13 protein-coding genes are annotated in these 13,581 nt (G+C 60.7%); 5 read left to right on the forward strand and 8 right to left on the reverse strand.

Features of this window, described 5'->3' with window-relative positions:
* Positions 1-3 precede the first annotated feature (3 nt).
* From H3T89_RS05660 to coaD, 6 genes are all read right to left on the reverse strand, one after another.
* The gene (locus H3T89_RS05660; RefSeq protein WP_110416839.1) at positions 4-1,944 is read right to left on the reverse strand and encodes an acetolactate synthase large subunit; all 1,941 of its coding nucleotides are present in this window, start codon (positions 1,942-1,944) and stop codon (positions 4-6) included.
* Positions 1,945-2,161: 217 nt separating this feature from the next.
* A complete protein-coding gene (gene rnc / locus H3T89_RS05665; protein WP_198216520.1) occupies positions 2,162-2,923 on the reverse strand; it encodes a ribonuclease III in 762 nt (253 codons plus the stop codon).
* A 142-nt stretch (positions 2,924-3,065) separates the two neighbouring features.
* Positions 3,066-3,260 (reverse strand): 50S ribosomal protein L32, encoded by a 195-nt coding sequence (gene rpmF, locus H3T89_RS05670; protein WP_015021378.1) that lies wholly within the window; start codon positions 3,258-3,260, stop codon positions 3,066-3,068.
* A gap of 64 nt (positions 3,261-3,324) precedes the next feature.
* Positions 3,325-3,945 (reverse strand): YceD family protein, encoded by a 621-nt coding sequence (locus tag H3T89_RS05675; protein ID WP_198216474.1) that lies wholly within the window; start codon positions 3,943-3,945, stop codon positions 3,325-3,327.
* The gene (locus H3T89_RS05680; RefSeq protein WP_198216475.1) at positions 3,942-4,634 is read right to left on the reverse strand and encodes a cell division protein; all 693 of its coding nucleotides are present in this window, start codon (positions 4,632-4,634) and stop codon (positions 3,942-3,944) included. The genes H3T89_RS05675 and H3T89_RS05680 overlap by 4 nt, the downstream gene beginning before the upstream one ends.
* A complete protein-coding gene (gene coaD / locus H3T89_RS05685; RefSeq protein ID WP_198203665.1) occupies positions 4,631-5,140 on the reverse strand; it encodes a pantetheine-phosphate adenylyltransferase in 510 nt (169 codons plus the stop codon). The genes H3T89_RS05680 and coaD overlap by 4 nt, the downstream gene beginning before the upstream one ends.
* A 61-nt stretch (positions 5,141-5,201) precedes the next feature.
* On the opposite strand from coaD, the gene H3T89_RS05690 reads away from it, so the two are divergent.
* The gene (locus H3T89_RS05690; protein ID WP_024627652.1) at positions 5,202-5,513 is read left to right on the forward strand and encodes a DUF3039 domain-containing protein; all 312 of its coding nucleotides are present in this window, start codon (positions 5,202-5,204) and stop codon (positions 5,511-5,513) included.
* 25 nt (positions 5,514-5,538) lie between these two features.
* On the opposite strand, the gene H3T89_RS05695 is transcribed toward H3T89_RS05690, so the two are convergent.
* Together H3T89_RS05695 and H3T89_RS05700 are read right to left on the reverse strand one after the other, a co-directional pair.
* A complete protein-coding gene (locus H3T89_RS05695) occupies positions 5,539-6,558 on the reverse strand; it encodes an aldo/keto reductase (protein ID WP_198216476.1) in 1,020 nt (339 codons plus the stop codon).
* Complete coding sequence (locus H3T89_RS05700) at positions 6,558-7,904, reverse strand: nicotinate phosphoribosyltransferase (RefSeq protein WP_198203667.1); 1,347 nt, start codon at positions 7,902-7,904, stop codon at positions 6,558-6,560. The genes H3T89_RS05695 and H3T89_RS05700 overlap by 1 nt, the downstream gene beginning before the upstream one ends.
* Before the next feature lie 103 nt (positions 7,905-8,007).
* Here H3T89_RS05700 and H3T89_RS05705 point away from each other — a divergent pair, with 103 nt between their 5' ends.
* From H3T89_RS05705 to H3T89_RS09200, 4 genes are all read left to right on the forward strand, one after another.
* Positions 8,008-8,646, forward strand: coding sequence for a Pr6Pr family membrane protein (locus H3T89_RS05705; RefSeq protein ID WP_033511228.1), 639 nt, complete (start codon positions 8,008-8,010; stop codon positions 8,644-8,646).
* 65 nt (positions 8,647-8,711) lie between these two features.
* Positions 8,712-9,476: a ribonuclease PH gene (gene rph, locus H3T89_RS05710; protein WP_015021386.1), complete on the forward strand. Its 765-nt coding sequence runs from the start codon at positions 8,712-8,714 to the stop codon at positions 9,474-9,476.
* A gap of 35 nt (positions 9,477-9,511) precedes the next feature.
* Complete coding sequence (rdgB, locus tag H3T89_RS05715; protein WP_015021387.1) at positions 9,512-10,198, forward strand: RdgB/HAM1 family non-canonical purine NTP pyrophosphatase; 687 nt, start codon at positions 9,512-9,514, stop codon at positions 10,196-10,198.
* Positions 10,199-10,372: 174 nt separating this feature from the next.
* The gene (locus H3T89_RS09200) at positions 10,373-13,333 is read left to right on the forward strand and encodes a hypothetical protein (protein ID WP_198216477.1); all 2,961 of its coding nucleotides are present in this window, start codon (positions 10,373-10,375) and stop codon (positions 13,331-13,333) included.
* The last annotated feature ends 248 nt before the right edge of the window (positions 13,334-13,581 follow it).

Below are 13,581 nucleotides of genomic sequence, written 5' to 3' on the forward strand. Positions count from 1 at the left end.
TTCCTACTTGTTTATACGACCAGCGGCGTCGCTGGCCATGGCTGCTCGATCGGCTCCGGTCTGCTCATGCGGCTCGGTCTGCTCCTGCTCCGGACGGATGCCGGCCAGGGGCTGCACGCCAGGCTTATAGATGATGGTGTCATTGGAGGCGCCTGCCGGGACCATGGGCCATACCATGGCATCCTTCCAGACGCGGAAGTCGATCAGAACCGGTCGATCAGTCACTGCGTTGGCCTTATCGATGGCCTCCAGGGCTTGCTCCTGGGTAAAGGCCCGCAGTCCCAGGCAGCCATAGGCCTCGGCGAGCTTGACGAAGTCGGGGATGCCGTTGCCGTCTGTGGGCTTTGCGCCGCCGTCCTCCAGGTTGGTCTGGGAGTAGTGGCTGCCGTAGAAGAGGGTCTGCCACTGACGGACCATGCCGTAGACCGAGTTGTTGAGTATGGCGATGCGAATGGGCAGCCCCGCCTGCCCGGCCGTGGCCAGCTCCTCGGAGGTCATCTGGAAGGAGCCATCCCCGTCGATCAGCCAGACGGGCCGTGGATCTTCCTGTTCCCTGGTGCCGATTGCCGTGCCGATGGCGGCGGGCAGACCATAGCCCATGGTCCCCAATCCGCAGGAGGAGACCCAGGAGCGGGTGCGTTCGAAGTCGATGAACTGGCTGGCCCACATCTGGTGCTGGCCTACGCCCGATACCCAGATGGTATTCGGATCGGCCTTGTTGCTCAGGGTCTGAACCACCCACTGGGGGGCCAGGGTACCGTCCGGGCTGGGCTCAAAGGTGGTGGGGTAGTCGTGCCGCCAGCCGTCGATCAGCCGCCACCAGGGCTTGAGATCGGGCTTGCCCCAGGTGCGTTGAGCCGCCTTGAGCGCCGGGATCAGGTCGTCCAGTACCTGGCCCACATCCCCGACGATGGGTACATCCGCCTGCCGGTTCTTGCCGATCTCGGCCGGGTCTATGTCTATATGAATGACCCTGGCCACCGGGGCGAAGTCCTCCAGGCTACCGGTCACCCGGTCGTCGAAGCGTGTGCCCACAGCCACCAGCAGATCAGAGTGCTGGATAGCCCCATTGGCGGCCACCGTGCCGTGCATTCCGGGCATTCCCAGAACTGCTGGGTCGGAGTCGGGCACGATGCCTCGCGCAGGCAGGGTAGTGACCATGGGGGCACCCGTAGCTCGAACGAGCTCCTGGACCTGCCGACGGGCGTCTGACCGGACTGCGCCGCCACCCACATAGAGGACAGGTCTGTGTGACTGGACCAGGAGTCGGGCGGCATCGTCCAGGACGTGCCCATGGGCCCGCGTCACCGGGTTATAGCCGGGCAGGATCATCTCCTGGGGCCAGGAGTAGAGCATTTTGCCGTTCTGAGCCGTCTTGCTCAGGTCCACTACTACCGGGCCGGGCCTTCCCGAGCGGGCGATGTGGTAGGCCTCGGTCATGACCCGGGGGATGTCCTGGGCCTTGGTCACCAGATAGGAGTGCTTGGCCACCGGGTAGGTGATGCCCACGATGTCAGCCTCCTGGAAGGCGTCGGTGCCGATGGAGTCCACGCCCACCTGGCCGGTCACCACCACCAGGGGAACCGAGTCCATCATGGCATCGGCTATGGGGGTGACCATATTGGTGGCTCCGGGTCCAGAAGTCACCAGGCAGACTCCCACCTTGCCTGTGGAGACGGCGTAGCCCTCGGCGGCGTGTCCGGCGGCCTGTTCGTGGCGGACCAAGGTGAAGTTAAAGCGCGCCTTTTCGTCAATGGCATCGTAGGTAGGCAGAATGGCCCCTCCTGGAACGCCGAATACCTGGGTGACCCCCAGGTCCTCCAGGGACCGAATCAGCGCTTGGGCTCCCGTCATGGGCTCGCCCTGGGCGGGGACATCCTTGTCGTCATGGTCCCAGTTCTTGGGTACCGAGCTGAACGCTTGCAGAGGTGTCGGCAGACTCATGTTTCCTCTCGACCTCCAGACTGCGCGCCGACCTGCGGCCGTGCATGTCGAAATACGAACCTGTCGGAGCGTCGGCGGGGTGGGCGGACGAATCCCGATCAGGAGGAGGCACCTTTGCTGCTCGTGACGGCGTGCCTCCGGGTTATGCCCATAGTCTAAACAGGGGTCTGGTCGGGGCGTGGCGGCAGTACCGTATGCCGGAATTCCGGCTGGAGACTCATGATGATTGCTCGGTGCGAAGGGTCTTAAGCAGATCCTGGTCGTCCAGCCGCTTCCACCCCTGGGCGGCCGCAGCCAGCTGGGCCTTCCGCTTGCTGCTGGCCCGGCCCTTGCCGATCACGGTCCCGCCGTCTTCCAGTCGCAGCTCGGCTGTGAAGACCTGGGCGTATTCCGGCCCGGAGACCGCCATGGCGTACCGGGGCTCACCCAAACCCAACTTGTGGGCCTTGACGGTAATCGAGGTCTTCCAATCCAGTGCTGGTCCCTCGGTGGCCACCTCGGCCAGGGTGCCGTCAAGAAGGGTGTGGACTGTGGTCCTGGCCCCCTCGATGCCGTGCTCCACGAAGACCGACCCGATCAGTGATTCGACGGTGTCGCAGAGTATGGAGTCCTTGTCGGCTCCGCCGTTCTCGCTCTCTCCCCGACCCAGAAGAATATATTGCCCCAGGTGCAGCTTCTCCCGGGCGATGGCCGACAGGGCCTCCTCGGAGACCGCCTTGGCCCGCATTTTGGCCAGTTGGCCCTCGGTCATGTCCGGATGAACCTTGTATAAGGTCTCGGTGGCAACCAGCTCCAGAACCGCATCGCCCAGGAATTCCAGCCGTTCGTTGTTGGGCATGCCTGGGTGCTCATGGGCGAAGGAGCGATGGGTCAGTGCGTGTACCAACAGTCCCGGGCTGATTCTGCCGCCCAGGGCCTGGAAGAGCTCCTCAGCCGCTTGGTTGCCGGGATTTACCTGCTCCTGTTCCTTCTGCTGCATGTGGTCTTCCTGATCCTTCCTGGAGTGCCCTGCCTGCATGGCCATTCTCGCTTCCTTGGCCTTTTCATCTGATGATATGGAAAAACCCCTGCCACCCGTCGATGGCCGGGGTTCTTTCATTGTGTACTGATCGCCGATCGGCTCACTTGCTGAACTGCGAGCGAATGGCGTCGCGGTAGACTCGCCCGCGGTACATGCCGCAGCTGGGGCATGCCATATGCGGCAGCGCGGGAGCTCCGCAGTTGGGGCAGGTAACCGTAGCGGCGGCCTGGGTCTTCCAGTTGGCGCGCCGGGAATGGGTGTTGGCGCGCGAGGTCTTGTACTTTGGCAGTGCCATATTGTCCTCTGTTTCGATCGAATACTTCGAGCTTAAGCGTAGAGCAGTTTACCGCAACCTCCGGTCATTCGCCAGTCTGGCCGTCGTTGCCGGGGTTCTCCTCCTGCTCCAGACGCTGCTTGAGTCCCTCCAGGGCCGCCCACCGGTCGTCCATTATCTCGTGGTGGTGATCGGGATGGTCATTCAGATCCATGCCGCACTGGGGGCACAGGCCCCGGCAGTCGGGTCGGCACAGGGGCTGCAGGGGCAGGGCCTCAACAAGTGTGTCACGCAGCAGGGCCTCCAGATCCATGAAGGCGCCGCCGCTGACCAGAGGATAGGTCTGGCCGCTGCCCTCCTCCTGTTCCGCCAGGATCTCCTCCTTGCCATGGGTCGGCTCCGGTTCGGGATCCTTGTAGGGGAAGAAGGCCACCGGATCGTCCTGGATGATGGTATTGACGGGCCTCAGGCAGCGGGTGCATTCGGTTTTCAGGGGTACGCTGATGTGGGCCTGCAATAAGAGTCCATCCACCAGGGAGTCGATGTCGCCCTCCACATGCACGGATGTTCCTGCAGGAATGCCCACCACCTGGTCGCCGATGCCCTCCGGGGCTGGAAAATCACGGTCCACCCGGGTGCTCTGCCCTGCCCGCGTCGACACCTGGGCCACTGAAACCGCCCAGGGGGAATCTTCCGCTCTGCTCATCCCTGCGTGTCCTTTCCCTGGTCCGAGACTGACGAGTTCATGCTACGCGCCGCCTCCTGCTCACGCTGGTGGAGAACCTCCAGGCCGGCGCGGACATCCTGACTCATCTTGCCCAGCTGGGTGTCAAGCTCGCCCATGACCTGGGCGGCATATCCATCGGCCCCTTGGACGAGACGGTCCGCCTGGGACTGGGCTGTGTCGATGATGGTCTGGGCCTTCTGTCGGGCTATGGCCACTACATTCTCCTGGCCTGCCAAAAAGCGGGCCTGCTCGCCGGCCTCCTTGACGATGTCTGCAGCCCGGCTCTGGGCGTCGGATATGGTGGCGTTGGCCTGGGTCTGCGCCGTGTTCAGCCGACGCTCCGCCTCCCTCATGAGCGCCGAGGCCCGCTCCAGTTGCACTGGCAGCATTTTCTTGAGCTCGTTGAGGTCGTCGGTTAGCTCGTCTCGGTCCACTTTGACCAGTCCAGGGCTGAAAATGGGAGCCTTGGCCTCATCCAGCATGGCCTGGATCCGGTCGATGATGTCATAGACGGTGGTGAATTCCGATCGAGGATTCCCGCTCTCGTTTCGATCCTCCTGCAGGTCGGGCAGGTCCTTCATGTCGACTGCGGACCTGGGGGCGCTCGCTTTGGTCGAGTCGTCGATAGGCTCGTCATCGTCCCTTTCCTGGGTCTGCTCGTTCATCATTGGCTCTTTTCCGTGTGCGGTGTGTCCCTGTGCAGTGTGCCCATCAGTGTGTCCACGACGCTGTTGGGGACCATGCCGGTGATGTCCCCTCCGTGTCTGGCCACGTCCTTGACGATGGTGCTGGAGATGTGCTCCCTCACCGGATCGGCTGGCAGGAAGAGTGTTTCCACCCCGGACAGCTTGCGATTGACCAGGGCCATGCCCAGCTCGGCCTCATAGTCACCGTTCTGCCGCAGCCCCTTGACGATGACCGAGGCGCCCACCTTACTGCAGTAGTCGGTGATCAGGCCATCTGTGGAGGCTACGGTGATGTTCGGGTATCCGTCCTCGTCCAGGGCTTGGCGGATCATGGCCACCCGCTTCTGTTCGCTGAACATGGGGGTCTTGGCGGCGTTGACGGCCACAACCACGTGGACCGTCTCGAAGAAGCAGGCGCAACGTTCGATCACATCCATGTGGCCGGAGGTGACCGGATCGTATGAGCCAGGGCATACAGCGATAGTCATGATTCTCAGCGTAGCGCGTCATAGGGAGCGAACGTGCAGCTTGCCGCCGTACCATGGTGTCATGACTGCAAGCAAGAGCATTCGCATGGAGGATCCGGAGCGGGAGCAGAACCCCGACCAGGGCACTGGCACGGCCGTGCTGGACCGCCCGGACACTGAGACCGCCGAGAAGACCCGGTTGAACGATCAGGGCGATGCCGACCGGTTCGCCCATTACGTCTCCCGTGAGCGCATCGCCGAGTCCAAGCTGACCGGCCGACCGGTCGTGGCCCTCTGCGGCAAGGTCTGGGTGCCCAAGCATGACCCCTCCCAGTATCCGGTCTGCCCGGACTGCAAGCGCATCTACGAACAGATGACCGGTGGCAGCCACTGAGCGCTACTGAACGGTCCAGGCTGCTTCAGGACTGCTTGTCCAAGGCGATCCGGTCGATCATCTCCAGTTCTTCCTGGCTGAAATCGGCCGACTGGACGGCTTTGAGATTGTCCAGGATCTGCTCGGGCTTGGAGGCGCCGATGAGCACCGAGGTGACAGTCGGGTCCCTTAGCAGCCAGGCCAGTGCCATCTCTGCCAGACTCTGGCCGCGTTGGTGGGCCATCTCGTTCAGAGCCTGGATCTGCTTCAGCCGCTGTGGGGTCAGGGCGGACTCCTTGAGGAAGCGACCGTCGGCACGAATCCGACTGTCCTCGGGAATCCCATGCAGGTAGCGGTCGGTCAGCAGCCCCTGGGCCAGCGGGCTGAAGGTGATCAGTCCCTTCTTCTCTTTCGTCACGGCCTCTTTGAGCCCGTTGTCCTCGATGGTTCTGTCGAAGATGGAGTAGCGGTTCTGGTTGATGACGAAGGGGACGTGCATCTCGGTCAGGATGGCCGAGGCCCGTGCCATGGTCGGCCCGTCATAGTTGGACAGTCCCAGGTAGAGGGCCTTGCCGCTGGTGACCGCCTGGGCCATGGCGCCCATGGTTTCTTCCAGGGGAGTGTCCGGGTCGGGGCGGTGGTGGTAGAAGATGTCCACATAGTCAAGTCCCAGCCGTTTCAGGCTCTGGTCCAGTCCGGACAGCAGATGCTTGCGTGAGCCGAAGTCTCCGTATGGGCCAGGCCACATTTCATAGCCGGCCTTGGTGGAGATGACCAGCTCCTGGCGGTGGTGGCTGAAGCACCGCCGCAGGATGATCCCCATGTTGCGCTCGGCGGCGCCCGGTTCAGGGCCGTAGTTGTCGGCCAGGTCAAAGTGGGTGATGCCGTGGTCGAAGGCCGTCGTGCATAGCTCCTGCATACGATCCAGGGGCGCGGTGTCGCCGAAGTTGTGCCAGCAGCCCAGGCAGATGGGTGGCAGTTTCAGGCCGCTGTCGCCGCAGGGCCGGTAGGTTGTGGCATCGTACCGGCTCGGGTCGGGCTGGTAGGTTTCGGATTGCGCGTTCATCAGATGCTCCTCACTAAGGTGGGCAGGACCGGTTCGCCCTTCATCAGGCTGAGTGCGTTGATGGGCATCTCCTCCAGGGCCTTGGCCCGGTGCTCCCGGGCATCCAGGACCGCCTGCCCGCCCTGGAACTCCGGCATGCTCTGGCCATGGTCCACATAGGTGACCAGCAGATCCCGCCAGCTCTCCTCAGGCGTATAGGCTGCCAGAGCCTGTTCGGCTCCAGAGACGACGTGCTCGGCATCAGCCACCCCGTTGTGGTAGGAGCGGTAGGCCAACTTGCGTCCCGGCACCGAGGCCTTGCCCACCGACTTCTTGGCCACAGCCTGCATGACCCCGTCGGAGTTCTCGCGCTCGGTCAGCTTGTAGACCATGGCGCAGGTGGGGGCTCCCGAACCGGTGACCAGCATGGTGCCCACCCCATAGGAGTCCACCGGGGCATCCTGCAGGGAGGCGATGGCGTACTCGTCCAGATCATTGGTGACGGTGATGGTGGCCTTGGTGGCTCCCAGGGAGTCCAGCTGGGCGCGGACCTGCTGTGCCAGCGAGCCCAGGTCTCCGGAGTCGATGCGAACCCCGCCCAGCTCCGGTCCAGCCACCTCGACTGCTGTCCTGACGGCCTCCTCGATGGAGTAGGTGTCGGTCAGCAGGGTGGTCCCCTTGCCCAGTGCCTGGATCTGACCTTGGAAAGCCTCGCGTTCATTGTCATGCAGGAGGGTGAAGGAGTGGGCTGCGGTTCCGATGGCCTTGAAGCCGTATCGCTTGGCCGCCAGCAGGTTCGAGGTCCCCTGGAATCCGCCGACTATGGCCGCTCTGGCCGCTGCCACGGCCGCATATTCGTTGGCTCGGCGCGCGCCCATGTCCATGCAGGGCCGGCCCTTGGCTGCGGTGACCATTCGGGAGGCGGCCGAGGCCACAGCCGAGTCGTAGTTGAGTATGGACAGGATCAGGGTCTCCAGCAGTGTGCACTCGCCGAAACTGCCTTCGACCTGCAGAATGGGGGAGTCGGGGAAGAATATCTCGCCCTCCCGGTAGCCGCGGATGGTTCCGGTGAAGCGGAAGTGCTCCAGCCAGTCGATGGTGGTCTGGCTGACGATGTGACGGTCGGACAGAAAGCGCAGCTCGTCCTCGCTGGGGTGGAAATCCGCCAGCGCGTCCAGAATCCGTCCGGTGCCTGCTACAACTCCGTAGCGGCGCCCTGCCGGCAGGTGCCGGGTGTAGACCTCGAAGACGGATTGGCGTCCGGCCGTGCCGTCCTGCAGGGCGGCATCCAGCATGGTGTATTCATACATATCGGTCATCAGAGCCGTGGAGGTTCCGGTGTCCTTACTATTGTTTTCAGCGTTCATATCTTCCCCTTTGTGGGTGGAAAGGCCCTTGGTTGGCACCCAGTCTAATCCTCTGAGCACTTGGCTCGCCCTGCCCTCCCAAGGTCGGGCTAAGCTGGTCCGCATGAGATTCGTCGTGGGCATCTACCGATTGCTGATCGCCTTTTTCTGCCTGGGCGGCACCTACGAGGCCTGGCTGCTGGGAATCGGCAACAAGTGGGTCTATTTTACCTTCCAGACCAATATCGCCCTGGGTCTGGTCATGCTCTGGGCCGGAGCCGCCACCCTGCTCAAGGGCATCCAGCCTCCCGCCTGGCTCAAAGGCTGTCTGACGCTTTACATCGTCATCACCGGACTGGTGGCCATCCTGGTCCTGGGGCTGAACAGCACGGACTACCAGCTGGTCCTGGGCATCAGGACCACATGGATGATTCACGTCATCAGCCCCATCCTGGCATCGGTGGACTTCCTCTTGTTCGACCCTCATCGTCGTTTCCACTGGCACAATGTGCTGACCTGGCTGATCTACTTCCCCTTCTATGTAGCCTTTGTGCTGATCAGGGCCGCCATCTGGCCCCATTCGGGACCGGAGGCGGGCGGTAACCCTTATCCCTATGCCTTCTTGGATCTCGGGCACTTGGGATGGGCCCAGTTGACGGTCAACATGGCTGAGTATCTGGTCGTCTTCTTTGCTCTGTCGCTGGTCATCTTCCTGATTGATCGCATTCTGCCGGCCAAGACACCACTGACCATTGATCGGTAGACGGCTGACGGAATAATGGGACCAGACCAGGGGAGCCTGGGCGGAACGGGAAAGGATCATCACTGATGGTTGCTATCAAGGACATGCTCCAGGAGGGTGCCGTACTGCGGCCTGACGGCAGGGCGGCTGATGAGTTGCGACCGGTCGTCATCACCAGGCATTGGACGGAGGCCCCCGAGGGATCGGTGCTGATCGAGTGCGGCAAGACCCGGGTCATGTGCACGGCCTCCTTCACACCGACGCTGCCCCGTTGGCGCAAGGACTCCGGATTGGGTTGGGTCACTGCCGAGTACGCCATGCTTCCCAGGGCCACCAGCGACCGGACTGCACGCGAGTCGGTCCGGGGAAAGGTCGGCGGCCGCACCCAGGAGATCAGCCGGCTGATAGGCCGTTGCCTGCGCGGTGTGGTGGATATGAAGGCCCTGGGTGAGAATCAGATTCAGCTTGACTGCGATGTGCTTCAGGCCGATGGTGGCACCCGTACAGCCTCGGTCACCGGTGCTTACGTTGCCATGGTCGATGCCCTCAGATGGGCCCAGGACCACCATCACATCCGTAGCGCCGACAAGGTGACCAAGGATTGCGTCTCGGCCGTCTCGGTGGGCATCATTGATGGCAAGCCCATGCTTGACCTTCCCTATCTGGAGGACAGCAGGGCCATGACCGATATGAACGTGTCCATGACCGGCTCCGGCGATTTCATAGAGATACAGGGAACGGCGGAGCATCGTCCCTTCAATCGTCAGGAGCTTGGCATCTTGCTGGACCTGGCAACCAAGGGGAACAAGGAGCTTCAGGCCGCTCAGCGCAAGGCTCTGGCATCCGACTGACGTCCGGAACAGGTATTTCAGCGAGGAGGACCGGTATGGGGCAGGCCAGAAAGGTGGTTGTGGCCACGCACAACGAGGGCAAACTAGGTGAGCTTCGTCGCATCCTCGGCGGTTTCCTGGCCGATGAGGGTCAGAGGATCGAGCTGGTTTCGGCCGGCCAGTTGGGCCTGCCCGATCCGGTAGAGACGGGCACCACTTTTCAGGAGAATGCACTTCTCAAGGCTGGGCAGGCCGCTCGGGAGTCAGGTCTGCCCGCGCTGGCGGACGACTCGGGGCTGGTCGTTGATGTGATGGGCGCTGCCCCGGGAATCCTTTCGGCACGGTGGAGTGGCCGCCATGGCGACGACCAGGCCAACTTGGAGCTCTTGCTGAACCAGCTGAACGACATTCCCGACGACCACAGAGGAGGGCGGTTTGTCTGTGCTGCCGCCCTGGTAGTTCCGGATGTGCCGGGGTACGCCGTCCGGGGACGTCAAGTGACCAGGGTCGGCGAGATGCCTGGAAGCATCATCCGCCAGGCACGAGGGGACAATGGGTTCGGCTACGACCCGATCTTCGTGCCCCGTGATCAGCCTCGGCGTGCTAGCGACCGGCATCCGCTGACCTCGGCGGAAATGACCTCGGATGAAAAGAATGCCATTTCGCACAGGGGCAAGGCCTTGGCGTCCATCATGCCGATTCTCGTCAGCTGGGTGCTGGGCGACGGTCACATTAAAGGCTGATAAATCCTTATAGATTCCGTACGGCGAATGGTCGTGAAGCGTCGACAATTATGCTCTGAGCACCGGTTACACTTGAAGTATGCAAGGAAACGCGAAGGTGCGATTTTTTTATCTCTATGATACAGTCGGCGGTATTGGGGACAACTTAAAAACAGAGCTGATCTGTTCTAGCAGATGATTCCATCGGGATTTGGGGGTTTCGTATTGAAGCGATTGCAAGAACGGAACAATAAGGGATCGCTGCACGTGAACCGTTCGATCATCGCCGTTTTGGTAACCCTTCTGGCGACACTAGCCATGGTTGTTCCGCTTGGGCTGAGTGCTCTGTCGGCCAGTCAGGCCAATGCCGTTGATGGACAGGACGAGACGGCGAGCAGGAAGCCTCTGCTCTATAGAATGATGGCCTTCAACGACAGGATCGATACCTATCAGGATGAGCTGCGCATGGACTTCATCCTGCGCGTGAAACACAACGAGTTCAAGCCGGATTGTGTCGACCTTGGTAAGGCAGACACCGGTGGTAAGTCAAAGTGCAATTTATCTTTTGTATATCAGTATGTTGGTTCTGATAACCCTGCAGATTATCATCGTGTAAAGTATATAAACACTATAACTCCAGATGATTATCTTGAAAATAACAAAACTGGGTATGCATATGATGGAGCTACAGCGTGGGCTGATAATCATCTGCAGCGCTTTACTGTTCATAAGATAATCAATTCGGGTTTATACGACTACTTGACCATATCCATCGAAGGCGACATGAACATTGCGGATAAGTCTAAAGATCCCGCAAAGTTCGTGGCTGGTGGTCACCCTGAGCCCTTGAATGTCTTTGCTATCGTTGGTGAACAGAATACCATCCTGTCTTGCGGTAGTTCTTCGTGGGCATGGGGTACCGAAACCTGCTCAACTTTCGATCCAGCCTCCATGAGCAACTTGCAGGATAGATATTCAAATATCACCGCGAGTTTATCGAAGGATAAACAGATGAAAGTGTATATGGGTGACTGCTTGGGTAGCGGAGGAGACGACCTGCAATGCAGCGGCCCATATTCCTGGGTTGGGTGGGACAGCAACCCATATCTCTATCGAAACCATCAGGCTAATTGGGGTATGGTGACCGATTATGGTTTTCCGGCTTATAGCGATGGTACGGTTGGAAATATAAATGCCACAGCCCCGGGCACGGCCCCGGCACGGTCTTTCTTCGTGTATTGGATGAACTTGCGTGGTCCAGGCAACAAAACCAATGGCATATGTTCTGAGACCAGTTCCTATTACTATCAGTGGGTGGCTCTTAAGGACAGCCAGTGGGTGCCTGTTAAGGAACTGACTCCTGAGCCGGTCCTGGTGACAGGCCAGCAGCCGAGTCCCAACACTTTGACTACCACCTACGGACTGCAGGGCATGGTCAATACCAATGGCGCTTATAACGTTAATCCGACCGACCCAAAGTATGCGAATACCACCAATGTGCTTTTTGCGACTGATAAGGATGGCAATCCTATGCCTGCTCAGAAGGCTGATGGCGGGATTGATTTCAAGGAGGCCAAGGAGAAGCAGGATCTTGACGGCTATTTCAAGCTGGTGACCTGGCCTGACACCAGGAATTCTGATGGCACGGAATGTACAGCCGTCAGCCCTGAGGTGTACAGCCCCAAGAGCGCTGGTCTTGTGGGGATTGACGATAACATGTCCGCCGCGCAAAAGGATACGAATCTCTCTGCGGGTTGGACGATTGATACTGCTTTTTATAAGTATAATGTGCCGCGTCCTGATGATCCGACGATCACGAAGATCGAGAATGATGCGGATGCCGGCCTGGATGCTTCTGGAAGCGTGTATACGACCAAGCTTGACCCGGTAATCAGCGGTGAGTGCACGCCTTCCAAGGATGACAAGCATCCTAATACGGTTGTCCTGTATGGAGAGGATCCCACCAATCCGATTGCGGATGGTCAGGGCACAAATGGCGATGACCTGGTGAAAAGCTCGGACACGTGGGGGTTCAGGCTGGGGGAAGCTGTTTGCGAGACCGACACTGGCAGCAAGCAGGGAGGGTCCTGGTGGATACAGGACACCAATAAGCAGTATCCGTCGCCGGATCCCGGCAATAAGTACAACAGCTACAGGCGCTATCACGCCTGGGTGGTTGAGTCCACGTCAGGGTTCGGCCTGACCTCCTACTTCTCGAATGTTGGCACGGCTTATTTCGTCTCGGGCGAGAACGTGCCGGATGCGGCCAAGTTCTCGGTGGCGGTGCCCCATACGGTCAACGGGAGCCTGCCGGCAGGCTCGGTGGTCACGTTCAAGGGTGAGGTGTCGCCTGTGTATACGGCCTGGTCGTCGGGGAAGCTGGGGATGACTGATTCCAAGATGGCCATTTCCATGAAGCAGAACACTGCCTCGGACTGGACCAGCCTGCTGACTACTCCGGCCAACACTTTCCAGAGGGATGCGGCGGTTGGCACCACGTCTTCCGTCACGGATTCCGCGACGGGTCTCACGCTGGGCCTGACCAAGACGGGGGCTTCCACCTGGTCCTGGACGCTGAACATACCTGCCGGCAGGTTCGCCGGCTACAACGGCAGTGACGAGACGCAGACCTATACCTTCCAGGTTGAGATGATCAACCCGATGAACCTCCGATCGGATCCGGCTTCCATCGAGCGGAAGGTCGACATCACACCGACCACGCTGACCTTGGAGCGGTACGACGTCTTCCAGGTGGCGGGCAAAGCCTACAAGTATGTGGATGGGGATACGAAGGTTCCCGAGACCAAGGGGACCGTGGTGCATATAACCTGGCCCGGCAAGGGCAATAGCAGCACCGATGTCGTTGTGGGGGACCATGGCCTGTGGCAGGCGGTTCCTCCTGAGGGGATCAACCAGGGTGAGTTCTCTGCTCAGGTGCTCTCCGACGATGCCGAGAGCGCTGACCCCAAGGGCGGGTTCCAGGGCGGGAACCAGTCGGTCCCGGTGTCGCATGCGCTGGAGTTCCGTCCTTCCAATTCGGCTTTGCCTCTGACCGGCGGTTGGCCGCTTTCGGTGCTCAGGATCCTGTCGCTCATTGCGTTGGGTCTGGTCGGCTTTGTGGCCTGTCTGAGGAACAGGCAGGAAAGCCGGCACTGATCCTCGCGGCATAAGACAGGGCCCGCACTCATCTTTCCAATTCCATGAAGATGAGTGCGGGCCCTGTTTTCCTTATTGCTGTGTCGCTGCAGTTACGTCATTCGCGCCGGCTGCGTGCCCTCCGTAGAAGGCGACTTATTGCTTCTCGCCAACTGGTTGCTGGGCCTGTCGGGGTCAAGATTTCGGAAAGTCGCAAAACACCCTATCTGAATCCCAGATCGCGCCTTCTATTTCTGTACGATTTGGAG

This window comes from Bifidobacterium sp. W8114 (assembly GCF_016101165.1).
Classification (GTDB): domain Bacteria; phylum Actinomycetota; class Actinomycetes; order Actinomycetales; family Bifidobacteriaceae; genus Bombiscardovia; species Bombiscardovia asteroides.